Annotated in this window: 27 protein-coding genes and 1 pseudogene; 17 read left to right on the forward strand and 11 right to left on the reverse strand. The window is 66.3% G+C overall.

All coding sequences use genetic code 11. The features are described from left to right. Positions 1-86: 86 nt before the first annotated feature. From U9J23_RS19450 to U9J23_RS19460, 3 genes are read left to right on the forward strand one after another with little or no spacing between them, the layout of a single operon-like run. Positions 87-974, forward strand: a complete 888-nt coding sequence (locus U9J23_RS19450; protein WP_106201351.1) for an ABC transporter ATP-binding protein — start codon at positions 87-89, stop codon at positions 972-974. Beyond that, the gene (locus U9J23_RS19455) at positions 971-2,509 is read left to right on the forward strand and encodes a hypothetical protein (RefSeq protein WP_145709434.1); all 1,539 of its coding nucleotides are present in this window, start codon (positions 971-973) and stop codon (positions 2,507-2,509) included. Before U9J23_RS19450 ends, U9J23_RS19455 begins: the two co-directional genes overlap by 4 nt. Further along, entirely contained in the window at positions 2,496-3,137 is a 642-nt protein-coding gene (locus tag U9J23_RS19460; RefSeq protein WP_169619036.1) for a hypothetical protein, read from the forward strand. Before U9J23_RS19455 ends, U9J23_RS19460 begins: the two co-directional genes overlap by 14 nt. Before the next feature lie 76 nt (positions 3,138-3,213). Here the strand turns inward: U9J23_RS19460 and U9J23_RS19465 are convergent, their stop codons facing one another. From U9J23_RS19465 to U9J23_RS19475, 3 genes are all read right to left on the reverse strand, one after another. Further along, positions 3,214-3,426 (reverse strand): SHOCT domain-containing protein, encoded by a 213-nt coding sequence (locus tag U9J23_RS19465; RefSeq protein ID WP_326599868.1) that lies wholly within the window; start codon positions 3,424-3,426, stop codon positions 3,214-3,216. Positions 3,427-3,488: 62 nt separating this feature from the next. Next, positions 3,489-3,707, reverse strand: coding sequence for a hypothetical protein (locus U9J23_RS19470; RefSeq protein ID WP_155418975.1), 219 nt, complete (start codon positions 3,705-3,707; stop codon positions 3,489-3,491). 249 nt (positions 3,708-3,956) lie between these two features. Continuing rightward, a complete protein-coding gene (locus tag U9J23_RS19475) occupies positions 3,957-4,508 on the reverse strand; it encodes a helix-turn-helix domain-containing protein (RefSeq protein ID WP_059384589.1) in 552 nt (183 codons plus the stop codon). A gap of 81 nt (positions 4,509-4,589) precedes the next feature. Here U9J23_RS19475 and U9J23_RS19480 point away from each other — a divergent pair, with 81 nt between their 5' ends. Genes U9J23_RS19480 through U9J23_RS19490 form a run of 3 tightly spaced genes read left to right on the forward strand, consistent with a single transcriptional unit; the run spans position 4,590 to position 6,465 of the window. Further along, on the forward strand, positions 4,590-4,955 hold the full coding sequence (locus U9J23_RS19480; RefSeq protein ID WP_059384590.1) for a hypothetical protein: 366 nt from the start codon (positions 4,590-4,592) through the stop codon (positions 4,953-4,955). Continuing rightward, positions 4,952-5,671 carry an ABC transporter ATP-binding protein gene (locus U9J23_RS19485; protein ID WP_059384591.1) on the forward strand — a complete coding sequence of 240 codons (720 nt, stop codon included), beginning with the start codon at positions 4,952-4,954 and terminating at the stop codon, positions 5,669-5,671. The genes U9J23_RS19480 and U9J23_RS19485 overlap by 4 nt, the downstream gene beginning before the upstream one ends. Then, a complete protein-coding gene (locus U9J23_RS19490; protein WP_059384592.1) occupies positions 5,668-6,465 on the forward strand; it encodes an ABC transporter permease in 798 nt (265 codons plus the stop codon). Before U9J23_RS19485 ends, U9J23_RS19490 begins: the two co-directional genes overlap by 4 nt. 326 nt (positions 6,466-6,791) lie before the next feature. Here the strand turns inward: U9J23_RS19490 and U9J23_RS19495 are convergent. After that, a pseudogene (locus tag U9J23_RS19495) lies at positions 6,792-7,616 on the reverse strand (IS3 family transposase); the annotation flags it as partial. Positions 7,617-7,688: 72 nt separating this feature from the next. After that, complete coding sequence (locus U9J23_RS27770) at positions 7,689-7,982, reverse strand: transposase (RefSeq protein ID WP_006552189.1); 294 nt, start codon at positions 7,980-7,982, stop codon at positions 7,689-7,691. 115 nt (positions 7,983-8,097) lie between these two features. Between U9J23_RS27770 and U9J23_RS19500 the strand changes: the two genes are divergently transcribed. The 3 genes from U9J23_RS19500 to U9J23_RS19510 all read left to right on the forward strand — a co-directional run bounded on the left by U9J23_RS19500 (position 8,098) and on the right by U9J23_RS19510 (position 9,469). Beyond that, complete coding sequence (locus U9J23_RS19500) at positions 8,098-8,388, forward strand: hypothetical protein (protein ID WP_326599873.1); 291 nt, start codon at positions 8,098-8,100, stop codon at positions 8,386-8,388. 99 nt (positions 8,389-8,487) lie between these two features. Next, on the forward strand, positions 8,488-8,835 hold the full coding sequence (locus U9J23_RS19505; RefSeq protein WP_059384595.1) for a hypothetical protein: 348 nt from the start codon (positions 8,488-8,490) through the stop codon (positions 8,833-8,835). Then, positions 8,828-9,469, forward strand: a complete 642-nt coding sequence (locus tag U9J23_RS19510; protein ID WP_272268286.1) for a Dabb family protein — start codon at positions 8,828-8,830, stop codon at positions 9,467-9,469. Before U9J23_RS19505 ends, U9J23_RS19510 begins: the two co-directional genes overlap by 8 nt. Before the next feature lie 62 nt (positions 9,470-9,531). Here U9J23_RS19510 and U9J23_RS19515 read toward each other — a convergent pair whose 3' ends face one another. Next, positions 9,532-10,452 (reverse strand): alpha/beta hydrolase, encoded by a 921-nt coding sequence (locus U9J23_RS19515; protein ID WP_272268285.1) that lies wholly within the window; start codon positions 10,450-10,452, stop codon positions 9,532-9,534. Between the two features lie 464 nt (positions 10,453-10,916). Between U9J23_RS19515 and U9J23_RS19520 the strand changes: the two genes are divergently transcribed. From U9J23_RS19520 to U9J23_RS19555, 8 genes are all read left to right on the forward strand, one after another. Continuing rightward, entirely contained in the window at positions 10,917-11,636 is a 720-nt protein-coding gene (locus tag U9J23_RS19520; protein ID WP_272268284.1) for an alpha/beta hydrolase, read from the forward strand. A gap of 113 nt (positions 11,637-11,749) precedes the next feature. Further along, the gene (locus U9J23_RS19525) at positions 11,750-13,216 is read left to right on the forward strand and encodes an FAD-dependent oxidoreductase (protein WP_059384599.1); all 1,467 of its coding nucleotides are present in this window, start codon (positions 11,750-11,752) and stop codon (positions 13,214-13,216) included. A 114-nt stretch (positions 13,217-13,330) separates the two neighbouring features. Continuing rightward, entirely contained in the window at positions 13,331-14,200 is an 870-nt protein-coding gene (locus U9J23_RS19530; RefSeq protein WP_064059949.1) for an LLM class F420-dependent oxidoreductase, read from the forward strand. A gap of 108 nt (positions 14,201-14,308) precedes the next feature. Next, the gene (locus U9J23_RS19535) at positions 14,309-15,070 is read left to right on the forward strand and encodes an IclR family transcriptional regulator (RefSeq protein ID WP_272268282.1); all 762 of its coding nucleotides are present in this window, start codon (positions 14,309-14,311) and stop codon (positions 15,068-15,070) included. Between the two features lie 215 nt (positions 15,071-15,285). Beyond that, a complete protein-coding gene (locus U9J23_RS19540) occupies positions 15,286-15,675 on the forward strand; it encodes a nuclear transport factor 2 family protein (RefSeq protein ID WP_106201342.1) in 390 nt (129 codons plus the stop codon). A 78-nt stretch (positions 15,676-15,753) separates the two neighbouring features. Then, a complete protein-coding gene (locus U9J23_RS19545; protein WP_272268279.1) occupies positions 15,754-16,248 on the forward strand; it encodes a flavin reductase family protein in 495 nt (164 codons plus the stop codon). Between the two features lie 114 nt (positions 16,249-16,362). Continuing rightward, positions 16,363-17,352 (forward strand): LLM class flavin-dependent oxidoreductase, encoded by a 990-nt coding sequence (locus U9J23_RS19550; RefSeq protein ID WP_106201341.1) that lies wholly within the window; start codon positions 16,363-16,365, stop codon positions 17,350-17,352. A gap of 96 nt (positions 17,353-17,448) precedes the next feature. After that, entirely contained in the window at positions 17,449-17,901 is a 453-nt protein-coding gene (locus U9J23_RS19555; RefSeq protein WP_264722434.1) for a hypothetical protein, read from the forward strand. Positions 17,902-17,962: 61 nt separating this feature from the next. Here the strand turns inward: U9J23_RS19555 and U9J23_RS19560 are convergent, their stop codons facing one another. From U9J23_RS19560 to dnaK, 5 genes are all read right to left on the reverse strand, one after another. After that, the gene (locus U9J23_RS19560) at positions 17,963-19,498 is read right to left on the reverse strand and encodes an FAD-binding protein (RefSeq protein ID WP_326599886.1); all 1,536 of its coding nucleotides are present in this window, start codon (positions 19,496-19,498) and stop codon (positions 17,963-17,965) included. A 120-nt stretch (positions 19,499-19,618) separates the two neighbouring features. Then, on the reverse strand, positions 19,619-20,023 hold the full coding sequence (locus U9J23_RS19565) for a heat shock protein transcriptional repressor HspR (protein WP_016695959.1): 405 nt from the start codon (positions 20,021-20,023) through the stop codon (positions 19,619-19,621). Continuing rightward, entirely contained in the window at positions 20,023-21,192 is a 1,170-nt protein-coding gene (dnaJ, locus tag U9J23_RS19570; RefSeq protein ID WP_085469135.1) for a molecular chaperone DnaJ, read from the reverse strand. The genes U9J23_RS19565 and dnaJ overlap by 1 nt, the downstream gene beginning before the upstream one ends. 32 nt (positions 21,193-21,224) lie before the next feature. Beyond that, the gene (gene grpE, locus U9J23_RS19575; RefSeq protein WP_059384607.1) at positions 21,225-21,869 is read right to left on the reverse strand and encodes a nucleotide exchange factor GrpE; all 645 of its coding nucleotides are present in this window, start codon (positions 21,867-21,869) and stop codon (positions 21,225-21,227) included. Continuing rightward, positions 21,866-23,707 carry a molecular chaperone DnaK gene (gene dnaK / locus U9J23_RS19580; protein WP_059384608.1) on the reverse strand — a complete coding sequence of 614 codons (1,842 nt, stop codon included), beginning with the start codon at positions 23,705-23,707 and terminating at the stop codon, positions 21,866-21,868. Before dnaK ends, grpE begins: the two co-directional genes overlap by 4 nt. Between the last annotated feature and the right edge of the window lie 128 nt (positions 23,708-23,835).

Consider the following 23,835-nt stretch of genomic DNA (forward strand, 5'->3'; position numbering starts at 1 on the left):
GCAGCCGAAAGGTGGTGCTGGCACCACCTTCGATCCGCGGCGTGGACCCAGTGACCGCACCACCGGTCGAATGGTCAGCTGAAGTCATGCAACTGGAGCTGAACCACGTCACCAAAACCTATCGGGGTAAACAGGCTGTCACCGACGTCAGCCTGCGGGTCGGGCCCGGGGTTCTCGGCCTCCTCGGCCCCAACGGAGCCGGTAAGTCGTCGCTGATGCGCATTCTCTCCACAATCACCCGCCCGACCACAGGTACGGTCATGTGGAACGGGACCGACATCGTCGCTCGGCCGGAGCCGCTCCGACGCGTCCTCGGTTACCTCCCGCAGGATTTCGGCGTCTACCCGAATCTCAGTGCCGGAGAGTTCCTCCGGTATCTCGCCGCAGTGAAAGGTCTGACTTCGCGGTCGGCCAAGGAGCGGGTCGACGAGCTGCTCGAACTCGTCAACCTGACGGAGACGGGATCGCGGCCGGTGGGTACGTTTTCCGGCGGAATGCGCCAGCGTGTCGGTATCGCGCAGGCACTCCTGGGTGACCCCGAGCTTCTCATCGTCGACGAACCGACGGTCGGGCTGGACCCCGAGGAACGCATGCGGTTCCGCAACCTGCTCGGGGATCTGGCGAACGACCGGATCGTCATCCTGTCCACTCACATCGTGTCAGACATCGAATCGATCGCCGACGACATCGCGATCCTCACCGCCGGCGAACTACGTAGGCGCGGCACCCCCGAGGAGCTTCTCCGTTCCGCGGACGGTCTGGTGTGGGAAGCGATGGTTCCCGTCGATGCCGTGACCGAGATCCGGCAACGAGCGACGATAACCCGCACGGTCCGAACAGCACAGGGCGTGCGTGTCCGTGCGGTCGCCCATACACCTCCGATGCCGGGGGCTCGTCCTGTCGAACCCGATCTCGAAGACGCGTACGTCAACGCGGTCCACAGCCCGATGGCGCCCGCCGGGGTGATCCGATGACAGGCGCTGTCGCTGCCGTCGCGATGGCAGACTTCCGGGATCGTTCGCGGCGTCCCGCGTTCCTGGTGACGGTGCTCGGCGCTGTCGCACTCGGCTATGTGGCCGTCCCGCCTGTCTCTGCAACGTACGCGATGGTCAAGGTCGGATCGTTCCGGGGACTGTACGACAGCGCGTACATCGGCATGTTGCTCGCCATGATCGGCAGTTTGTGGTTGCCGCTGTTCGGGTTCTACGTCGTCCGCAGCAGCATCGCGCGCGACATTTTGACCAGCGTAGGCGAAACGCTTTCCGCCTCCCCGTTGCGCACGTCGATGTATCTGCTAGGCAAGTATCTGAGCAACCTGGCGGTGCTCGCGGCGATGGCTGCCGCACTCGCTCTGATCGCACCCGTGATGCAGCTTCTCCGCGGGGAATCCACTAGCCTCGACATGACGGCGCTCTGGCTTCCGATCGTGCTGTTCTGTCTTCCTGTCCTGACCGTGGCCGCAGCAGCCGCCGTCGTCTTCGAAACGGTCCCGCTCTTGCGAGGTGGTGCGGGAAACATACTGTGGTTCTTCGTGTATCCGTCGATGTTCCTCGCCGGGATTCCGCTGGTCTACGGATCAATTACCGCAGGGTTCCAGGCAGACCTGGCGACGCAGCACCCCGGCATGGATGACGAGATCTCAATCGGGTTCACCGCGGAACCGGGCGCACTCGGGCAGTTCACGTGGTCCGGGATGGACATCGACACGACTCTCGTCGCCGCGAGTGCGGGGTTGATTGCCGCCTCGACGATCGTCGCCATCCTTCCCTCCCTCTGGTTCGGCCGGTTCGATCCCGCACGGTGGCAACGCACTCCCTCGCATGTGTCTGCCGCACCTGCAACCGAAGCTCCCGTTGCGCCGGCGTTCTCGCAGAGCCCGCGAACGCTGTCGCCGGCCGAGCGTGGACAGTCGTTCCCGGGGTTGCTGCTCGGCGAGGTGCGCATTCATCTCGGAAGCGTGTCGCGGTGGTGGTGGCTCACACTCGCGATCGTGACGATCACAGCCCTCGCCGTTCCCGCTGATCGCGTCGGCACCGCACTGCTCTTCGCATGGTTGTTGCCGGTGCTGCTGTGGTCACGTCTCGGGACACTCACCTACGAACAAGGCGTCGCTCCCCTTGTGCAGTGCGGTGTCTCGTCTCGCATCAGACTCATCGCCGAGTGGGGTGCAGGCGTGCTTATTGCGGTCATCGCGGGTGTCGGCCCGCTGGTGAAGATGCTGCTTGCAGCGGACGCGACCGGAGTCGCCGCGTGGGTTGCGGGTGCGACGGTGATTCCTGCCCTTGCGCTTCTGATCGGGTCGATCGGCCGGACTGCACGCGTGTTCCAGGCCGTCTACCTGTTGATCTGGTACGCCGTGCTCAACGGGGTCGCAGCGGTCGACGTCATGGGCGTGCTCCGCACCGATGGGTCACTCGGCGGCCCGTCCCCACTGTTGTCCTTCGGCGTCAGCGCCGTGCTGATCGCCGCCACAGTACTCGTTCAGGAGATTCGCCATGCCCGTCGTTGAAACCGCACCCCGGAAGTTCCGCGTCTCCGTCGGCGTTGCGGCACTGGCACTCTTGTCTGTAGCACTCACCGGCTGCACTGCCGATTCCACGAGTCACGAACAGCGGAATGACAGCTACAGCGGCGCCACGTCCGTCACACTCGATTTCGATGATGCGGGTGCCAAACAGTTCGGTGTCACCACCGCGGCCCTGAGCGCCCAGGTGATCGGCTCCGACCGCGACGACATCGAGATCCGACGTTCCTTCGAGTTCACCGACGGCGACAAGCCCGATGAACGCATCGACACCGACGGGTCCGGTCTGATTATCAGCGCGAGTTGCCCCGATAGATTTGCCGTCGGCAGCCCCACCTGCGTCGCCCGATACGAGATCGCCGTACCGTACGGGACTGTTGTCCAAGGGAATTCGAAGTTCGGCGATCTGACGGTGACCGACACCCGTGCCGCCGTCGATCTGAACTCCCGCTACGGTGACGTCACGCTGGTCACGGGCCCGGGCGGTTACGCGGTGGACGCCGTCTCGGCGACGGGCACAAGCACCATCGAGGTGCCGCAGGATCCCGCCGGGATCCCGGTGCGCCTACGGTCCGGAGATGGCGCCGTCTCCGCAATGACGGACCCTCGCTGAGACGAGAGCGAAGTACCCAGAGTGAATGCACACCTCGCAGGGACGGTTACTACCAGGCAGCCACTCGAGGTGTGTGTTATTCGTCGTCGTCGATCTCGCCGCGGGCCAACCACTGTGGGAGGAGCTGCTCAGGAGTATCGGCGTGAGGATGGGGTGGCTGTGGTGTCCGGGCGAGTAGTCGAATGACGGCAATCACCGCCAGGACGATTAACACCCAGAACGCGATCATCGCGAAGATCATGAGCGCGTAGCCCCACCCGTCCATGCTGTTGGCGTACCAGAACATCATCGGTGTGCCTCTGCATTGCGCCAGATTCGTCGCTCTTCAGGCAGCCCGCGCGATCGCGATTTTCACCCGGGTCCGGCGCACGAGTTCGGCGCGGCCGGCGACGGTGCCGCGAGACGGCCCACACCTGCTGCCTCAGCGATCGCATCGGGTGGCACGTCACTCGCGCCCGCTCTGCTTTCTGTTGATTGGCGTCCAAGTATGCCGAGGCGCTCTTTCAAGAACGCGATGTCGTTGTCCTGCTCGAACATCTGCTTGCGGAGACGGGCGAGCTCGGTGCCCACACGGGCGATGCTGCTGCAGCTCGGAGAGCATCTCGACATACCGCTTCGTGATCGGAACACGCTGTCGGCGTTGGTGACGAAGCGGACATCTCACCTGTCCCCGTACAGATGTCGTGGGAATCTGCGATAGGAGGCGCACACAGCCAATGGGCACACCGACCAGCACCAAAATATCGAAACGACCTGCAAAACAAGATGAAACACCTGATGAGTATCCGGACGCACCCTGACGAACCGTTGCGGGCAGATTCAATCGTCCTCGACGGTGATCGTTGGGGGACTGGGAATTACCGCGGTGGTCAAGGCGATGCGAGTGCGGTCCCCGCCGGAGTCGGTTTGGTACGGCGCGAGTAGCTCGGCGAGCCGTGTCTGGATCTGCGCGAGGTCGTCGGTGGTGACGTAGAGCGGTGTGGTGCCGAAACCCAAGTAATTCCGCAGGTTTCGATCCTCATTCTCGATGAACGTGTCGAAACTCTCGCCGAGTGCGCTCAGGAAGGTCAGGAAGGCGTTTCGGAGTTCTGCGTCGCTCATCGCATTGAGATCGTCGTGCCCGACGTGTGCCATGCGTTCCCCGAGCGCGAGTGTTCGTTCAATGGTCCCGCGCACGCGGCGCTCGTCGACGACGGTGACGATCTCCGCGTCGATCAGTGCCGCCACGTGCCGGTAGAGCGTGGCCTGGGTGACGCTCGGCAGTGCCGCCCGGAGTTCGCCGGTCGTCAGCTGGCGACCTCCGAGCTGCTGCACAATCCGCAACCGAACAGGATGCAGTACGACGTCGGCAATTGTCGATTTGCTCGCCATCGCGACCTTTCGCCGTTATTATCACTCTGATAATGTTCTCAACATCGATACGAGCTTACCGTCGACAGGAGACTTGACGCTATGGCGCAACCGATCTACGACGAAGCAGCCCTGCATCTGACCTTTTCTCGATGGGAAGCCCCGGTGGTCCGCTATTCCGCCATGGCTGTACCGCTGAACTCGATCTCGAGCGTCGAGGTGTTGCCGAGATGGACCTCGGAAACTCTCGGCATCAGATCCGGCCTGACAGTCTCCGGCTACCTGAAAGTCGGCACCTTCTTGCACCCCCGCGGCACCACTCGACTGGTCTCGATGAAGCGTGGCCACCCGATATTGCGTGTCGGACTTCGTGGGCGCAAGGCCGATGAGAAGTTCGACGAATTGCTTCTCAGCAGCCCGGACGCATACGAGATCGCCGAAGCCCTCCGACTGGCCGGTGTGCGATGAAGGGCGTCTCCATCCAAGTCGACAGCCTCACAAAACGATTCGGTCGAGTAGAGGCAGTCGGCGACGTCACCTTCACGGCCCAACCGGGTCGGGTGACGGGTTTTCTCGGACCGAACGGCGCCGGCAAATCCACGACTTTAAGGATGCTGCTCGGACTGACCCGTCCGGACCGCGGTACTGCGCTGTTCGCCGGCATCGCCTACGGCGACCTTCCGTCCCCCACGCGAACCGTGGGCGCTGTACTGGACATCGCGTCGGCGCATCCTGCTACCACCGCCCGCAATCACCTCCGTACCTTCTGCGCCCTCGGCGGTCACCCGTCGGATCGAGTCGACGAGGTAATCGGAACGGTCGAACTGGACCGGTTCTCCGACCGACGCGTAGGCGGTTACTCCACGGGCATGCGACAGCGCCTCTCCCTCGCTACCGCGCTGCTGGGCGACCCGGACGTGCTCGTTCTCGACGAACCGTCCAACGGCCTCGACCCGGCGGGAATTGTGTGGCTACGTAACTTCCTTCGGGATTTCGCTGTCTCCGGCGGTACCGTCCTGATCTCCAGCCACGCCCTCGGTGAACTGCAGAACAGTATCGACGACGTGGTGCTCATCGACCACGGACAGATCGTCTGGACGGGCACCCTGCTCGAACTCACGACGCGAGGCGACACATTGGAAGAGGCATACCTCAGACTCATCGCCCGGGAGAGTGCGATATGAAGCGTGCCGTCCGCGGTGAACTCACGCGACTGTTCTCCACCCGTCTCCCCATGTGGGCACTGATTGCGGCCGTCGCGAGCGGCGCCGGACTCACAGGGCTGCTCGGTTTAGTGGGCCCGGAGAACGCATCGCCTCCGATGCCCGCTCTCGACACCTCGGAAGGTGTGGGAATCGCTATCGGCCTCGCTGGGCTGCTGCTGTTCGTACCCGCACTGTTCGGCACGGTAGCCATCACGAGCGAGTACCGCCACCAGACCATCGGCTCGACGTTCCTTGCGGTGCCTCGTCGCGGCAGGGTGCTCGGCGCAAAGCTGGCTGTCTACAGCGTATTTGGACTCGCTTACGGACTGCTGATGTCGTTGTCGTCGGCAATCGCCTTGTGGTCCGTCGCCACCATGCGCGGAATCACCCTCGGCGCCTCCGCCGGCGACCTGGTGACACTCCTTGCCCGCCTGGCTGTGGCCGCCGCAATCTACACGATGCTCGGCATGGGTATCGGTGCGCTGGCACGCAACCAGCTCGTGGCCGTGGGAGTCGCGCTCGGGTATTTCTATCTTGTTGAGCCTGCGCTCATGATCGTCCCGGGACTCGGTGCCTTCTATCCGTTCCTTCCTGGAGGCGCGACTGCTTCACTGATGGACTTCACGTTCCTCGCCGATACCGTCGCCCAGGAATCTTCGCTGGGAGTGCCCGCATTGCTCTCGCCGCTCGTGGGCGTGCTCGTGCTCCTCGGCTACGCGGCGGCTGCCTCGGTGGTAGCAGTGGTGTCGCCGCTTCGGCGGGATCTCGCGTAGCGTTGCCGCGCTGAGCAGTGCTGCGCGCGGTCCGGCGGGTCGGATACCGCCGGATTTACGCAGAACCGACCGATCTGGGGAACGCCCTCCCCGAGGACTCGCCCCGACTCGCTCAGCAAATCACCTCGATGCTGGCAACGGGCGGGCGGAAATGTGGGGAGTTCCAACCGAAAGCGGACAGAAACCGTCGCGCTGCAGGGACAGTGTCCGGTGCAGCGCCGCCGCCAGAGGCCAGTTCACGGCTTCAACGTACAAGGCACGAGCGTGGACCGCTGTGAGCTGGGTGGATCCGGGGGGACTGCTGCACGATCCGGTGACAGATTCGGTCACGCAGCCTGTGTGGCTGGTGTGGTCATGATGGTCTCGAACTCGACAGGCGTCAATCTGCCGAGCCGGAGCTGACGTCGCCGGCGGTGATAGGTCCGCTCGATCCAAGTCACGATCGCGATGCGCAACTGCTCGCGTGTGGCCCATCTCTGCCGGTCGAGGACGTTCTTCTGGAGCAGCGCAAAGAACGATTCCATCGCGGCATTGTCGCCGGCCGCACCCACCCGACCCATCGATCCGACCAGGTCGTGGCGGGCGAGGGCGCGGACAAATTTCCGGCTGCGAAATTGCGATCCACGGTCGGAATGAACCACACATCCGGCAACCGAGTCCCGCCGTGCCACTGCCGATTCGAGGGCCGTGACAGCCAGACGGGATTTCATCCGATCGCTGATCGAGTAGCCGACGATCCGGTTCGAGTACACGTCCTTGACCGCACACAGGTAGAGCTTGCCTTCCTCGGTTCTGTGTTCGGTGATATCGGTGAGCCACAAAGTGTTTGGAGCATCCGCGGTGAAGACGCGGCCGACGAGATCATCGTGCACCGGCGGCCCGGAGCGGCCCTTCTTCGAGCCACGTTTCTTGCCGAACACACTCCACCACCTGTTGGTCGAACAGATCCGCCACGCCGTGCGGTCCGACATCGACTCGCCCGCATCGCGGGCTTCGTCGGCGAGGAACCGGTAGCCGAACTCCGGGTCCTCGCGGTGGGCGTCGAACAGGGCGTTCGCCCGGTACGCCTCCTCGAGTTCGGCGTCGGTGACCGGGTCGGCGAGCCACCGGTAGTACGGCTGGCGCGCGATCCCCAGAACCCGGCACACCCGCCGCGACGGGAATCCCGCCGGCGGCCAGCTCGCGGACGAGCGGTGGGGGCACCTCCCGCGTGCGGGGGAACATCATTTTCCCGGAAGATTCGCCTGTGATAGATACGCCGCGGCCCGCCGCAGCACTTCGTTCTCCTGCTCAAGCAACCGGATCCGCTTTCTCAGCTCGCGGTTCTCTCTGGACTCCTCGTTCGTCGTCCCTGGCTTGGTGCCGTCCTCGACGTCGGCATTCCTGAGCCAGTTGGTCAGGCAGGATTCGCTGATGCCGAAGTCGGCGGCGATCTGCCGCAGGTGCTGACCTGGTTCGCGGTTGCGGGCCACGCGGACGACGTCGTCGCGGAACTCTTTCGGATAGGGCTTGGGCACGGGGTCCATCCTTCCAGCAGTGCCTCACGGCACCACAGTTCAGATGTCACCTATCCGTGCAGCAGTCCCAACAGCGTTCGCCTACACCGGCTACCCGAAGATCGTCATCGAATCCGTGCCGGAGGACGTCACCAGCGTCACGACCGGAGTGCTGGCCACAGCCCGACAGGCGTTCTCCGCCATCAGCGTTGCGATCGTGTCGGTCATGCTCTCGCTGTGGACCGTGCCGGATACGACCATGCCGACATCGGCGTCGCTCGACCTGGCAGTCGGCTGGTTCGTGTTGTGCTCGCTGATTGTGGCGGCGATCTGTTTGTTCATCGGCCGGCCGCAACAGGCGCCTGCCGTCGACTCGCCTGTGAGCGACGGCCGGGACGACGCCGACATGTCCGGCGCCGCAGTCTGAAAGCGAACCGGTGTGGGCCTGTTCGTTCCTCCGGGAAAACCCTCCCGCGAAGCGGGATACGGTCGCCCTGGAACGCTCCGACGACCGTAGGTTCTCGATATGGCAGACGAGAAGATCTTCGTGGTCGACCGTGTGGTCACGAAGCCGGGATGTGCACGAACGTTCGTCGACAGATACATCGCCGAATACGTACCGGGGGGACGTGGACGAGGGATGACGCTCGACCGGATCCTCGTCACTCCTCCGGTCTGGTCCGACGACGAAACCAACGTGGTCACCATCATGTGGTCGGTCGACGGCGTGAACTCGTGGTGGAACATGACCCGGCAGGGACGACGAGACCCCGAACTCGGACGGTGGTGGTCGGATATGGATCAGTACGTCACCGAGCGTTCGCGGACGATGGCCGCCCAGGCCGCCGACATCGAAGGACTTGCCGATGTTTAACGTGGTCAGAGTCGTGCACTTCGACGAGTCCGCAAGCATTGCGGACTGCGCCGAATACGTCGACACCGTTCGGATCGCCGCCAAGGAACTCGACACGGTCGGACACTTCGTCGCTCCCACCCTGCCCGGCGTGATCAACGGTGGCAATGTCCTTGTGCATCTTCGTTTTCCGTCCGCAGAGATCGCCGCTCGCCACATCAGCGATTTCGACGTCATCCTCCGTACACCTCCCGCGACGTATGTGGACGGAGTCGGTTATCCGGCTTCCTCGGCGCACAGACGTCCGGACGAGCCGCACACGGTCTACCGGGCGCTTCTGGTGCGGGTCGACCCCGAGGCCCCGGCCGAAGCCGTCGAGGAGTTCGAAGGTGGCCTGTTGAAGATGCCGGGATACATCCCCTCGATCGTCGCCTGGCGCCTGAGCCGGGTAGCGGATTCGGTGGGCCGTACCGAATGGACGCACGTGTGGGAGCAGGAGTTCACCGATCACGAGGCTCTCATGGGCCAGTACCTGAACCATCCGGTCCACTGGAGCATCGTCGACCGCTGGTTCGATCCGGAGTGCCCGGAAGTCATCGTGCGCGAGCGGGTGTGCCACACCTTCTGCGCTGTGGAGGACATCGCCATCGAGTGAGAACGACGAAGTCCTCGGGCCATCGGTGATGGTCCGAGGACTTCGTCTTCAGCGGAGTGCCGTCACTCGAACAGTGAACGCATCATCTTCCAGATCTCCTGCCGTGCAGGCTCCGTCAACGACAGCGACGGGAACGTCAGGAATCCGTGGAAGAGACCGTCGAATCGTCGATGCCGTACTTCCACACCGGCGTCCGCAAGTCGTTGCGCATAGTCGTCACCGGCCGAGCACGGTGGATCGAGTTCGGCAGTGATCACGACGGCCGCAGGAAGTCCGGCGAGCGAATCGGCCCGAGTCGGGACCAGTCGAGGATCGTCGGTACCTTCCGGCGCGTACTGCTCCCAGTACCACTTCATCGCCTTGGTGGTGTTGTAGTACCCCGACCCGTACTTCCGGTACGACTCCGTGTCGAAGTCGTCGTCGATGACCGGATAGAACAGCGCCTGGCCGAACACTGCAGGTCCCCCGCCGTCGCGCGCTGCGAGGGCCACGGTCGCGGCGAGGTTCCCCCCGGCACTGTCACCTGCGAGCACGATACGCGTGGGATCTCCCCCGTATGTCGTGATGGTGCCGGCCGCCCATTCGAGTGCTGCGAACATGTCCTCGTGCGCTGCCGGTGCACGATGTTCCGGTGCGAGTCGGTAGTCGACGGACACGACGACGACGCCGACCCCCTCCGCCATCGAACGGCAGAACTCGTCGTGACTGTCGAGATCGCAGAACACGAAGCCACCGCCGTGGGCGAAGACCACCACCGGGATCGCGTCCTCGGAACTCTCGGGCCGATAGACACGGAGCGCGAGGTCTCCACCGGGCCCGTCGATGGTGATGTCGTGGACGTCCCTCATGGCGGGCAGGTGCTGAAGAGGTGCACGACGACTGCGGATCAGGTCACGGAGTTCCGGGGGCGGAACCGTGGTGACATCCGGAAAGCCCGCGTCCAGGGCCTTCAGCATGGACTCGACTTCAGGATGCAATGACATGTGGTCTCCTCGATGTGGTGCGTTCGGCCACGCTAAGACCGGGGGCGACGGGTCCGGAACCCGTTCTCCCGGCCAGCGGTCGACCGAAATACGTCACTTCAGTGGGACGAAGCCTTCGCTCGGGCCGACCCGGCCACGAGGATGAGGAGCAGCCCACACCCGACGGTCACCGATCGACGGTGACCGGAGACCCGGAGGAAGCGACATCATGACCACCGCGCACGGTGCTACGTCCGCACCCGACGACGTCTACGATCCCGACGTGAGGAGGCTGGTCGAGGCGATCCGCGCGCGAGGCGTCGGTTCCTTGCGGGACACCGGGGTCGAAGCGGCCCGCCGCTCACTCGAATCGATCGTCCGGCCCGCCGGCCCCGACATGCGCTCCGTGCAGTCCAGGGAACTCCCCGGACCCCACGGCACCGTTCCCGTGCGCATCTACCGCCCTCGTTCGACACCGGATCGACATGCACCCCGCCCTGGTCTGGTTCCACGGCGGCGGCATGATCATGGGCACTCTCGATTCGTTCGACCGGCTCGCGCGCGAGGTCGCCGAATCGACGCGGGCCGTGGTGATCAACGTCGACTACCGACTCGCCCCCGAACATCGCTATCCCGTGGCCCACGACGAAGCCTGGGCAGCGCTTCGATGGGCACACGACAACGCTCACGATCTGGGTCTGGATCCGGACCGTATCGGGGTGGGTGGAGACAGTGCCGGCGGCGGGTTGGCCGCGGCCACAGCTCTCCGGGCCCGCAACGAAGGCGGGCCCCGCATCGCTCAGCAGGTGCTGGTGTATCCCGGCCTCGAGCGCCGATGCGATCGGCCGTCGATGCGGCGCTTCGGCGACAGTCCCTTCCTCAGGGCCGAGGACATCGACTGGATGAAATCGCTGTATCTGGGCGATGATCCGGCAGAGGACGACGAGTACGGAACCCCGGTGCTGGCGACCGATCTGAGTGGGCTCCCTCCTGCGGTGGTGATCTGCGGTTATGCCGATCCCCTCCGGGACGGTGTGGAGGACTACGGACGACGCCTGCAGGAGGCGGGGGTGCCGACGGCCGTCATCCGCTATCCGGGGGTCGGGCACGGATTCTTCATGCAGACCCACGCACTGGCACGGGCCAGGGCTGCGATGGCGGAGGTCGGTGCCCTGGTCGCCGCACGGTTCGCTCCGATCACCTGATCCCGGAATTCCTCCCGGTGAGCAGACCATGACCGTCCAGGAGCCACGGAACTCCTCGTAGTTTGTCCGCGAGCGCGCAACCCGGCTCGCTCGCAGATGCCGAGGAGGCAGCGATGTCCCGAGAACCCGGATCCCAGGTGGAACGCGACGAGATCGAACACGTGGACGTGGTGGTGGTCGGGATGGGTGCCGCCGGCTGCGCTGCCGCTCTGGCCGCCCACGACGCGGGTGCCCGAGTGGTCGTGCTGGAGAAGACCGGTCCCGGCGAGGCCGGCGGAAACACGCGGGTGTCGGGTGGTGGCTGGTTCCATCACGACGATCCCGAACGCGCTGCTGTGTATCTGCGCGCGCTGTGCGGCGACGATCGGCCCCTACCCGAGCCCGTCGTCCGAGCGTGGTCCCACGGAACCCGAGAGGTGTCCGCATGGGTGGAATCGCTCGGTGTCGAGGTGGGGCCGCACGGTCACTTCAACGCGGCCGGCGCGGAGTATCCCGAGCTGCCCGGGAGCGACTGCTACGGAGGATTACGTTGTGTCGAGGGGACACTCGGTCAAGGTCGGCTCTTCGCGGTCCTGGAGAAGGCGTTGCACGATCGCGGCATCGACGTGCGGTACGAGACGCCCGTTGCGCGCCTGACGACCGACGCGCTCACAGGTTCGGTGACCGGCGTCGTCACCGCCGGCGGTGAACGGATCGACGCCGGGCGCGGTGTCGTGCTCGCCACCGGCGGCTTCGAAGGCGACCCCGAACTGGTACGCACTCACCTCGGACTCGAGGACGTGCCGGTGTGGGGAAGCACGGCCGCAACCGGCGACGGCCTCCGTATGGCGCAGGAGGTCGGGGCGGATCTGTGGCACATGGACAACATGATGGCGGTCAACGGCATCACCGACCCGGCTTCCCGCCACGGCTACTTCGCGATGTTCGTCCATGCGCGTGGGGTGATCTGGGTCGACGACACGGGCCGTCGATTCGTGGACGAGTTCGTCCCGTCGGGGCACGGGCAGGCGTTGATCGACGGACGGTACGTTCTGCATCCGCATCGCCCCATGTGGGTCGTGTTCGACGAGAAGACGAGGTCGGCCGGTCCGATCAGCGGTTCGGCCGACATCCTCCCGGTCGGGTGGAACGTGTTGATGAACGGTTATCGGTGGAGCTCCGACAACATGACGGAGATCGAAGCGGGCTGGATACGACGCGGCGACACGCTGGAAGAACTTGCCGCGGTGACAGGAGTGCCCGCAGATGCTCTCGCAGAAAGCGTCTCGGAGTACAACGCTGCATGCGCTGCGGGGGTGGACGAGCGCTTCGGGCGTTCCGCCGCCACGCTGGTGCCACTCCTCGAACCCCCCTTCTATGCCTACCGCAGCGGACCGATGCTGGCGTGGACCAACGGCGGGCCTCGTCGTGACGAACACGCTCGTGCCCTCGCCACGGACGGCACGGTCATCGAGGGACTCTATGCCGCGGGCACGGTGAGCTCGACATTCAGTTGGGCCAAGGACGGTGGTTTCCACATTGCCGATGCGTTCGTGTTCGGCCGCATCGCGGGCGAACACGCCGCTCGTCGTATCGGTTGAGTCCGGAGACCGGGACGGTTCGTGCTTCCTGCGTCCGCCGCGCGCAGACTGCCACGAGACGACGTTGCGAAGGAGTGTCCTGTCATGACCCCTGTGCCGAGCCGAGATCCGAAGGTGCGGATCGGAATCACCAGTCCGATCGTCACGCGCCTTCCGGGTGCGTACAACGAATGGGAAGCAACCGCCGGGATCGACGAGCTGACACGGATCGCGGTCACCGCAGACCGCCTGCGATTCCATCACCTCACCTGCAGTGAACATGTCGCCGTGCCGGTGCCTGTGGCCGAAGTTCGTGGCGGGACGTACTGGGATCCGTTGGCGACACTCGGGTATCTGGCGGGACGGACCGAACGGATCCGGCTCGCCACACAGGTTCTGGTTCTCGGCTATCACCACCCGCTGGAGATCGCCAAGCGTTACGGCACCCTCGACGCGGTCAGCGGGGGTCGCCTGATCCTGGGACTCGGCGTCGGCACGCTGCAAGAAGAGTTCGATCTGCTCGACGTGCCGTTCACCGACCGCGGCGCACGGGCGGACGATTCCCTGGCTGCGCTGCGTGCCGCGCTCTCGGAGCGCGTACCGTCCTATCGCGGAATGTATTTCGAGTTCTCCGACATGGTCGTGGAGCCCAACGCAGTACAACCGCGGGTGCCGTTGTGGATCGGCGGGCGTACACCACGCTCCTTGCGACGGGCGTGCGAGCTGGCAGACGGCTGGGTTCCTTTCGGTCTGTCGTTCGACGACGTGCAGGCGATGTTGGGCAGGAGACAGCTGCAGTCCGGATTCGAGGTCGTGTTGCCGGCTGCGGGCCTGGATCCGATCGGCGACCCGGACAGGACGAGAAGGAGGCTCGATCGCGCCGTATCGGCGGGAGCGACGATCATCGGCGCCGGAGTGACCGCCGAGTCGGTCGACCACTACTGCGAGCAGCTCGAGGCTCTCACAGAGTTGTACGGGGAGGCGTTCGGGAATGCCGGAGAATGAGGCCCGCGCTTTCGTGATCCACTTCACAACCTTGGGAACGTGTGGCACCATTCCGATTCGAAATACCCACGTCCTCGCGCTCGGAGCGCTGCGGTTGCAGGAGTAGTCATGACGATTGAGGCGGAAGTCGACCGTACGGCACCCAGCGCAGTGCTCGATCGTGTCGGCCTCGTGCTCGATACGTTCGACGGGGCCGGCCGGCTCACCCTCGCCCAGATCGTGCGTCGGACCGGCCTCCCTCGGTCGTCCGCCCATCGCATCCTCGATCGCCTGGTCTCGATGCGATGGCTGCATCGGGAAGGCCGCACCTACACCCTCGGGCTCCGCCTGATGGAACTCGGTTCACTCGCCGTCCACCAGGACAGACTGCACGCCACCGCCCTACCGCACCTGCAGGAACTCCATCGCGTCACCGGCTTCGTCGTCCACCTGGCCGTCCTCGACGGCGACGATCTCGTCTACCTCGAGAAGATCGGCGGACGTCTCGCCACGGCCGTGCCCACCCGGGTCGGAGGACGCCGACCGGCGCGCAGCACCGCCCTCGGCAAAGCACTTCTGGCGTACGAAGGCACCCCCGGTGCCGCCTACGATCACATACGCGAGCAGGGGGTCGCCTTCGAAAACGAGGAGTCGCTGGCAGGATTCGGGTGTATCGCTGTTCCTGTCGGTCCCGTCGGTTCCGCGGTCGCAGCGGTATCACTGTGCGGCCCCCTCCCCCATCTGCGTTTCGAACATCGGCTGACCGCGCCCGTCCGCATGACGGCCACCGCCATCTGGCGCAAACTCGACCGCAACCACATCGTTCCGACCCTGCAGACCCGCCGGACGCTACGCACAGCACCCGGCGTCCGAGAGCATCAGTACGCCTGACGGACAGTCCTGCCGACCGTCCGGGTTGCGGGTCGACGCATGTCGGACCCGTCGATCCCCCTGTGCGCGAATCGTTCTGCGGATGAGTAGGAGCGGCAGCGAATCGGGTACGTCGCGGATCTCCCGCTGCGCGGGAGCGCGACCCCATATCCACCACGACGCGAATAACGTCGACGAAGTCGCCCCTTGACCATCATCAGATCCGAGGAACAGATATGACAGTGTCCGACGCAGACGCCCGCACGCAGCGCATCCGCGCCACCGTGCACGCCTATCTCGACGCCGTGGCCGCGGGAGTGGCCGCCGACATCGCCGCCCTCTACGCCGAGGACGCCACCCTCGAGGATCCGGTCGGCAGCGAACCGCGCGTGGGCCGGGCCGCGATCGCCGAGTTCTACAAGGGTGTCGAGGCCACCGAGAACACCACCGAACTGCTCACGCTCCGGATCGGCGGGTCGACCGCGGCCTTCCACTTCCGCGTGGTCACGAAGGCGGGCGAGCAGACCTACGAGATCGAGCCCATCGACATCATGACGTTCGACGACGAGGGACGAATCACCAGCATGCGGGCGGTCTGGGCACCGAGCGACATGCGTGTCCGCTGACCGGTGGGCGGGGCACGGTTCGCCAGGCCCCGCCACGGTGACGGACACTGGAACGAACGCCGATCGATTGGAGCTTCGATGACAGCGGAACACGCGGTACTGGATCCCCGACGGATCCGCGACGTGATGGGCAACTTCTGCACGGGTGTCACGGTGATCACCGCGCTCGACGGCGACGAACCGCTGGGATTCGCATGCCAGTCGTTCGTGTCGGTCTCGCTGGACCCGCCGCTCATCTCGTTCTGTCCCGCCCGCACGTCGACGACCTGGCCGAAGATCCGGGAGGTCGGCACCCTGGCCGTCAACGTCCTGTCCGAGAGCCAGCGCACCCTGTGCGGTGCGTTCGCGGTGAGCGGCGGCAACAAGTTCCGCGGGGTGCGCTGGGAGCCGGGTGACAACGGCGCTCCGGCGCTCGAGGGAGCCCTCGCACGGGTCGAGGCGACCGTGGAGACCGAGTACGAGGCCGGCGACCACGCGATCGTGCTGGCACGAGTGACCGGACTGACGTCGCTGCACTCCCGCGGCCCGCTCCTGTTCTTCCAGGGCACCTACGGCGGTTTCGAGCGTCGGTGACACCGAACGTCGGCGATGTGGAACGACGGGTGAGGGAATAGACGGTCACCGGCCGAGGTTGCTCCGAAGGTGTGCCCGGCGGCCGATACCGGGCCCCGACGCGAAGGATTACCGGTGACCGTTCCCCTCTCCATCCTCGACCTCGCACACATCGGCAAGGGCGAGACCGCCCGTGAGAGCTTCGACGCCAGCGTGAAGATGGCCCGGCTCGCCGAGCAGTGGGGTTACCGGCGCATCTGGTACGCCGAACACCACAACATGCCGACGATCGCCTCGTCGGCGACGAGCGTGCTCATCGCGCACGTCGCCGCGCACACCTCGTCGATCCGTCTCGGCGCGGGCGGCATCATGCTGCCGAACCACTCGCCGCTGACCATCGCCGAACAGTTCGGCACCCTCGCCACGCTGCATCCCGGCCGCATCGACCTCGGTCTCGGCCGCGCCCCCGGCAGCGACCAGAAGACCATGCGGGCGCTGCGCCGCGATCCGACGTCGGCCGACAGCTTCCCGCAGGACGTTCTCGAACTGCAGGCCTACCTGAAGGGCGAGTCGCGGATCCCGGGAGTCGACGCGATCCCCGGTAAGGGCACCGACGTGCCGCTGTACATCCTGGGCTCGTCGCTGTTCGGCGCGAAACTCGCTGCCCTGCTCGGTCTTCCGTACGCCTTCGCGTCGCACTTCGCGCCGCAGGCCCTCGAGGACGCGGTGCGGCTCTACCGCCGCGAGTTCCAGCCCTCCCCCGACCACCCGGAGCCGCACGTCATCGCAGGTGTCGGCGTGATCGCCGCCGACACCACCGAGGAGGCGCAGTCGCTGTTCGAGGCGACCAAGCGGGCCCGGGTCGTCCAGATGGTCGGACGCGGGCGCACGTTCACGGAGGAGGAGATCGACATGCTGCTCGACTCCCCCGCCGGCATGCAGGTGCTCGAGATGCTCCGGTACACCGCCGTGGGTACGCCGCAGGAGGTGCGCGACTACCTCGACCGGTTCACCGAGCGCGCGCAGGCCGACGAGCTGATCGTCGTGTCGTCGGCTCCCGGACGCGACGCGTGGCTGCGTTCGCTGGAGCTTGTTGCGCAGGTCAGCGACCTCGTCCCGGCCTGATCGCCGAAGACCGACGGATCGAGCTACCGACGGGTACACTTCAGCGGCCGGCCAGGCACGGCTGAGAACCACGAGTCGTCAACCGCCAGGAGCACGATGAAGTACCGCACCCGCGCTGTTGCAGCGGCAGTGCTGACCGCCGCAGCGGCGATCACTGCACCGGCCGCCGCGACAGCCGATTCCCTTCCCACCGACGGGCCCACCATCTCGGTGACGATCCGCAACGACACCGACGCACCGATGGTGCTCACGTCGACCGAGAACCCCTACGGCAGATGGGTGGACGAGCCGGCCGCGGTGGTCCCGGCCCGTTCCACCGAGACGGTCTCGGCGAGCAGCGCCGACCGGCGCGGGTTCGGCATCCAGATCGACTACACGATGCCCGGCGACGCGACCGTGGCGCTCATGGCCAACAATTACGGCACCGGCGTCGCGAACGGCGACGGCACCCACATCGAGGGTGCCAACCGACACGGCTTCGCGGTCGCTGCGATCGTGGAGGACGGATATCCGTTCATGACAGCGGACTTCGTCGTCACCAGGCCCTGAGACGACGAACCGGGCCCGAAGGGATACCTGCGTATCCTCCCGGGCCCGGTTCGTTTGTGTGTCAGCGGGTGGCCGCGTCCATCACGGACAGGTGCGCGAACAGCGCGCTCGCGCCGATCGGGTTGCCGCCGCCGGGGTAGACGGTGCCGCTCGGTGCTGCCATCGTGTTGCCCGCCGCGTACAGACCGGGGATCGGAGCACCCTCGCTGTCGAGCACGCGCCCGACGGTGTCGGTCCGCAGACCGCCCTTGGTGCCGAGATCGGAGATGCCGAACTGCGCCGCGTGGAAGGGGCCCTGCTCGATCGGGACCAGCGCGGACCCACCGCCGGTGAAGGCGAGATCGTAGGGTTCGTCCCCGCGACCGAAGTCTTCGTCGACTCCCTTCGCGGCCAGCTCGTTCCACCGCGCGACGGTCGCCTTCAGGGATTCGGCGGGCACACCGATCTGCCCGGCGAGCTCCTCGAGGGTGTCGGCGGTCTTCCACAGTCCCGCGTCGACGTACTTCTCGGTCTCGACGAGCGGCACGTTCGTCGCCCCGACCGGCGGGGCCTCACCGTTCCGGTCGTCGTAGATCATCCAGAACGGCAACGTCATCTCGCCGCGCTCCATGCGGGCGATGACGTCGCGGCCCAGACGGTCGTAGGGTGCGTACTCGTTGGTGAACCGCGCACCGTCCTGGTCGACGAAGATGCCGCCCGTGAAGCACAGCGCGAACGCCGAGCGTCCGTCCGGATGGGTCAGTCCCGGTGACCACCAGGCCTGATCCATCAGATCCACGTCGGCGCCGACGGCGATGCCCGCCTCGTGGGCCTTGCCGAGGTTCGACCACGGTCCCATCGAGTCCCGCGCGGCACCCGGTACCCCGTACTTGCCGCGCATCTCGTCGTTCTGATCGAAACCGCCGGCGGCCAGGACGACGCCCTTGCGCGCGCGGATCGCACGTCGCTCACCGTCGTTCCCGACGACCGCGCCCACGACCACGCCGTCCTCGACGATCAGTTCCTCGAGCGGGGTGTTCCGGTACAGGTCCACGTTCGGGTACTTGCGCAGGGCGATGAGGAATCGTCCGACGAGCGCACGACCGCCGATGAGCATGTCGGGCAGGGGTTCGCCGATGCGTTCACGGCCGAGCGGGCCGCGGATCGACTCGTTGAGCTCGGGATCGCCGGCGATGGGCAGCGGCGACGGGACGATGTGCCGTCCCTGGGCACGGGCCTTGGGCGCCTTGCCGAAGTAGTCGGGCCACGGGTACACCATGAATTCGAGGTCGTCGTCGGACTCGAGGTAGTCGATCAGCGGGGCGCCGCCGCGAACGTAGGCCTCCTGCAGCTCGTGCGGGGTGCGGTCGCCGACGACCGCGTGGTAGTAGGTCAGCGCATCCTCGATGGTGTCATCGTCACCGGCGCGCTGCAGGACCGCGTTGGTGGGGAACCAGACGCCGCCGCCCCCGGAGTACGCCGTGGTGCCGCCGAAGTACTCGGACGCCTCGACGAGGATCACCGACAGCCCTTCGCGCGCAGCGGTGTACGCACCGCAGCACCCTCCGGCTCCCGACCCCACCACGAGGACGTCACATTCTTCCGCCCACTCCGCCATGACTGTTGCCTTCCGTCGACCGTTCGTGTGGAACACGCCACACTAGGCAGACGTCGGGCCCGCGCAGGGCGATCGTCTCGCTGGGCGGGAGATTTTCACCCGGCAGGTCGGTGCGGTCGGTCAGTCGCGCCTGTTGCGCGGCTTCCATACGACGAGGGCGTTGCTGCGCGGAATCGGCACCAGATCGCCGCGCGTCGAACGCAACTGGGCGACCTCGGCGTTGAGTTCGGCGACGCGCTGCTGCAGCGCCTCGACCTGGTTGGTCAGCTCTATGATCCGCTTGATCCCGGCGAGGTTGACACCTTCGTCCTGGGAGAGGCGCTGTACTTCGCGCAGCAGTTCGACGTCGCGCGGCGAGTACCGGCGGCCGCCGCCGCTGGTGCGGTGCGGGGTGACGAGGCCGAGCCGGTCGTAGTTACGCAGCGTCTGCGCATGCATCCCGGCGAGTTCTGCTGCCACCGAGATGACGTAGACGCGCGCATCGGGGTCCGGTGACAGATCCCGTGGCATTCTCGTCTCGCTCATCACGCACCTGCCCATCCCTCTCGAGGATCGAAACCGCTTGCCTCTTCTGCACGAAGATAGTTGTGCAGCGCTTCCGTCGCCTTCTCGTCGAGATTCTGCGGGATCGCGACCTTCACCGTGACGAGAAGGTCACCGGCGCCGCCCCCGCGCTTGGGGACACCGCGTCCGCGGACCCGCAGGACCCGGCCGTCGGCCGTTCCCGGCGGGATCTTCAGCCCGACGCGACCGTCGAGGGTCGGCACCGAGACGGTGCCGCCGAGGACGAGCTCGCCGTAACTGACGGGCAGCACGAGGGTCAGATCGTCGCCCTCACGCCCGAACACGCGGTCGGGACGGACGTGCACCGTCACGAACAGGTCGCCGGACGGAGCGCCGCGCAGACCGGCCTCGCCCTGACCGGCGAGGCGGATGCGCGAACCGTCCTTGATGCCTGCGGGGACCCGCACGGTGATGGTGCGCGTGCGGTTCTGCACACCGGTACCGCGGCAGTCGTTGCAGGGGTTGTCGATGATCGATCCGGTGCCCCGGCAGTCGTCGCACGGTTCCGAGAAACCGAACGCGCCCTGGTTACGGGAGACCACACCGCTTCCGTTGCAGTACGGGCAGACCCGCGGGCTCGTTCCCGGCTGGGCACCGCTGCCGTGGCAGGTGGTGCACGGCGCCGGGCTGGTCATCCGCAGGGGAACCGTGACGCCCTTGACGGCGTCGCGGAAGTCGAGTGTCGTCTCGGTCTCGACATCGGAGCCGCGGCGCGGACGCGAACGGGCGCCCGGTGCCGCTCCGCCGGCGCGGTTGAACAGGCCGCCGAAGAGGTCGCCGAGTCCACCGTCGCCGGCGCCACCGCCGAACAGGTCGCCGATGTCGAAGGTCGCTCCGGTGCCACCGGAGAATCCGCCGGCGCCGGGACGGAAGCCGCCCTGCATGCCGCCGGAGGCGAACATGCGGCGGGTCTCGTCGTATTCCTTGCGCTTGGCGGGATCCGACAGGACGGCGTTGGCCTCGCTGACGGCCTTGAAACGTTCTTCGGCCTTGGCGTCACCGGGGTTGGCGTCGGGATGCAGGTCCCGCGCCAGTTTCCGGTAGGCCTTCTTGATCTCGTCCTGCGTTGCGTCGGGGGAGACGCCCAGGTCCTTGTAGAAGTCCTTCTCGATCCACTCCCGCTGGCTCACCGGGCGTCTCCTCCTCTCGCGTTTTCTTGTTCTTACTCTGTGCCCGGCTCTGCCGACGGCGCGTCGCCCGGCGTGTCCGCCGGATCGCCGTCGGTGACCGTCACCATCGCGTGCCGCAGGATGCGGTCGCCGAAGCGGTAACCCTTGCGGAGCACCGCCCCGAGCACCGGGTGGTGACCGTCGCCTTCCATCTGGACGGCCTCGTGCAGCTCGGGATCGAAGGCGTCGCCTTCCTCGCCGAACGCGACGAGTCCGACACTGTCGAACACGGCGGTCAGCTTGCCGGACAGCGCCTTCAGCGGACCCGTCTCCAGGTCGCCGTGGGCGCGGGCCCGGTCGAGGTCGTCGAGGACGTCGAGGAACTTCGCCGCGACGGAGGCCTTGGCCTCCTCCGCGATCGCCGTGCGCTGCGCCTCGGCGCGGCGACGGTAGTTCGCGTACTCCGCGCTCACGCGCTGCAGGTCGGCAGTGCGCTCGGCGAGTTCCTTCGCCTCCTGCGACTGTCCTTCGGTCTGCTCGGCCTTCTCGGTGTCACCCTCCGCAGGAACCGACTCGATCACCTCGCCCTCCTCGGCGCGCGGCTCCTCGGCGGGGTCGCGCACCTCGAAGGTCTCGGGGTCGATCCGTCGCTTGTCGGTGACGGTCACCGGTTCCTGCTCGGGCTTGTCGGCACTCACTTCTTCTCCGAATCGTTCGGCTCGTCGACGACCTCGGCGTCGACGACGTCGTCGGCACCTGCGGCCGCGCCGTCACCGGCAGCGGCACCCTCGGCGCCCTGCGCCTCGTAGATGGCCTGGCCGAGGGCCTGCGACTCGGTCGCGAGCTTCTCGACGGCGGCCTTGACCGCGTTGATGTCGGAGCCGGCGAGAGCGTCGTTGGCTTCCTTGACGGCAGCCTCGACCTTCTCCTTGACGTCGGCCGGGACCTTGTCCTCGTTCTCCTTGATGAACTTCTCGGTCTGGTGCACGAGCGACTCGGCCTGGTTGCGGACCTCGGCCTCCTCGCGACGCTTGCGGTCCTCCTCGGCGTGGGCCTCGGCGTCCTTGACCATCCGATCGATCTCCTCCTGGGAGAGGCCGGAGCCTTCCTGGATCTTGATCGTGTTCTCCTTGCCGGTGCCCTTGTCGCGGGCGGTGACGTGGACGATGCCGTTGGCGTCGATGTCGAAGGTCACCTCGATCTGCGGGACACCGCGCGGAGCCGGCGCGATGCCGCCGAGCTCGAACGAACCGAGCAGCTTGTTGTGCGCCGCGATCTCACGCTCGCCCTGGTAGACCTGGATCTGCACGGACGGCTGGTTGTCGTCGGCCGTGGTGAAGGTCTCGGACCGCTTGGTGGGGATCGTGGTGTTGCGCTCGATGAGCTTGGTCATCACGCCGCCCTTGGTCTCGATACCGAGCGACAGCGGGGTGACGTCGAGCAGCAGCACGTCCTTGACCTCGCCCTTGAGGACGCCGGCCTGCAGAGCTGCACCCACGGCGACGACCTCGTCGGGGTTCACGCCCTTGTTGGGCTCGCGACCACCGGTGAGCTCGCGCACCAGGTCGGTGACGGCGGGCATACGGGTCGAGCCGCCGACCAGCACGACGTGGTCGATGTCGCCGACGGAGATGCCTGCGTCCTTGACGACCTGCTGGAACGGAGCGCGGGTGCGCTCGAGGAGGTCGCCGGTGATCTTCTGGAACTCCGAGCGGGTGAGCTGCTCGTCGAGGAACAGCGGGTTCTTGTCCGCGTCGACGGTGATGTAGGGCAGGTTGATCGAGGTCGACTGCGAGGACGACAGCTCGATCTTGGCCTTCTCGGCAGCCTCACGCAGACGCTGCATAGCCATCTTGTCCTTGGTCAGGTCGACGCCGTGCTGTGCCTTGAACTTGTCGACGAGCCAGTTGACGATGCGCTCGTCCCAGTCGTCGCCACCGAGGTGGTTGTCGCCGGAGGTCGCGCGGACCTCGACGACGCCGTCGCCGATCTCGAGGAGGGAGACGTCGAAGGTGCCGCCACCGAGGTCGAAGACCAGGATGGTCTGCTCCTTCTCGCCCTTGTCGAGGCCGTAGGCGAGGGCAGCCGCGGTGGGCTCGTTGACGATGCGCAGGACGTTGAGGCCGGCGATGGTGCCGGCTTCCTTCGTGGCCTGACGCTGGGCGTCGTTGAAGTACGCCGGGACGGTGATGACTGCGTCGGTGATGTCCTCACCGAGGTAGGCCTCGGCGTCGCGCTTGAGCTTCATCAGCGTGCGGGCGCTGATCTCCTGCGGCGTGTACTTCTTGTCGTCGATGGCCACGGTCCAGTCCGTGCCGATGTGGCGCTTGACCGAACGGATGGTGCGGTCGACGTTGGTGACCGCCTGGTTCTTGGCGGGCTGGCCCACCAGAACCTCACCGTTCTTCGCGAATGCGACGACGGACGGGGTGGTACGGGACCCCTCGGCGTTGGCGACCACAACGGGCTCGCCGCCTTCCAGAACGGAAACGACCGAGTTGGTGGTTCCGAGGTCGATGCCGACCGCACGAGCCATAATTTTCCTCCAATGTTCCTGCCGCGGCGCGTACACGCCGCGAAAACGTTCCTGCTCCCCCGGACCTGTTCGACCCGGGTGAGCGCGGTCGACTCAAGCCTGCACCCGATCGACTCACGTCGTCAAAT

Source organism: Rhodococcus sp. PD04, assembly GCF_035918275.1.
Lineage (GTDB): Bacteria > Actinomycetota > Actinomycetes > Mycobacteriales > Mycobacteriaceae > Rhodococcus > Rhodococcus rhodochrous.

Coding starts and splice junctions, on each gene's coding strand:
- U9J23_RS19450 (WP_106201351.1), top strand. CDS start 87: ATGCAACTGGAGCTGAACCACGTCACCAAAACCTATCGGGGTAAACAG.
- U9J23_RS19455 (WP_145709434.1), top strand. CDS start 971: ATGACAGGCGCTGTCGCTGCCGTCGCGATGGCAGACTTCCGGGATCGT.
- U9J23_RS19460 (WP_169619036.1), top strand. CDS start 2,496: ATGCCCGTCGTTGAAACCGCACCCCGGAAGTTCCGCGTCTCCGTCGGC.
- U9J23_RS19465 (WP_326599868.1), bottom strand. CDS start 3,426: ATGATGTTCTGGTACGCCAACAGCATGGACGGGTGGGGCTACGCGCTC.
- U9J23_RS19475 (WP_059384589.1), bottom strand. CDS start 4,508: ATGGCGAGCAAATCGACAATTGCCGACGTCGTACTGCATCCTGTTCGG.
- U9J23_RS19480 (WP_059384590.1), top strand. CDS start 4,590: ATGGCGCAACCGATCTACGACGAAGCAGCCCTGCATCTGACCTTTTCT.
- U9J23_RS19485 (WP_059384591.1), top strand. CDS start 4,952: ATGAAGGGCGTCTCCATCCAAGTCGACAGCCTCACAAAACGATTCGGT.
- U9J23_RS19490 (WP_059384592.1), top strand. CDS start 5,668: ATGAAGCGTGCCGTCCGCGGTGAACTCACGCGACTGTTCTCCACCCGT.
- U9J23_RS19505 (WP_059384595.1), top strand. CDS start 8,488: ATGGCAGACGAGAAGATCTTCGTGGTCGACCGTGTGGTCACGAAGCCG.
- U9J23_RS19510 (WP_272268286.1), top strand. CDS start 8,828: ATGTTTAACGTGGTCAGAGTCGTGCACTTCGACGAGTCCGCAAGCATT.
- U9J23_RS19515 (WP_272268285.1), bottom strand. CDS start 10,452: ATGTCATTGCATCCTGAAGTCGAGTCCATGCTGAAGGCCCTGGACGCG.
- U9J23_RS19520 (WP_272268284.1), top strand. CDS start 10,917: ATGCACCCCGCCCTGGTCTGGTTCCACGGCGGCGGCATGATCATGGGC.
- U9J23_RS19525 (WP_059384599.1), top strand. CDS start 11,750: ATGTCCCGAGAACCCGGATCCCAGGTGGAACGCGACGAGATCGAACAC.
- U9J23_RS19535 (WP_272268282.1), top strand. CDS start 14,309: ATGACGATTGAGGCGGAAGTCGACCGTACGGCACCCAGCGCAGTGCTC.
- U9J23_RS19540 (WP_106201342.1), top strand. CDS start 15,286: ATGACAGTGTCCGACGCAGACGCCCGCACGCAGCGCATCCGCGCCACC.
- U9J23_RS19545 (WP_272268279.1), top strand. CDS start 15,754: ATGACAGCGGAACACGCGGTACTGGATCCCCGACGGATCCGCGACGTG.
- U9J23_RS19555 (WP_264722434.1), top strand. CDS start 17,449: ATGAAGTACCGCACCCGCGCTGTTGCAGCGGCAGTGCTGACCGCCGCA.
- U9J23_RS19560 (WP_326599886.1), bottom strand. CDS start 19,498: ATGGCGGAGTGGGCGGAAGAATGTGACGTCCTCGTGGTGGGGTCGGGA.
- U9J23_RS19565 (WP_016695959.1), bottom strand. CDS start 20,023: ATGAGCGAGACGAGAATGCCACGGGATCTGTCACCGGACCCCGATGCG.
- dnaK (WP_059384608.1), bottom strand. CDS start 23,707: ATGGCTCGTGCGGTCGGCATCGACCTCGGAACCACCAACTCGGTCGTT.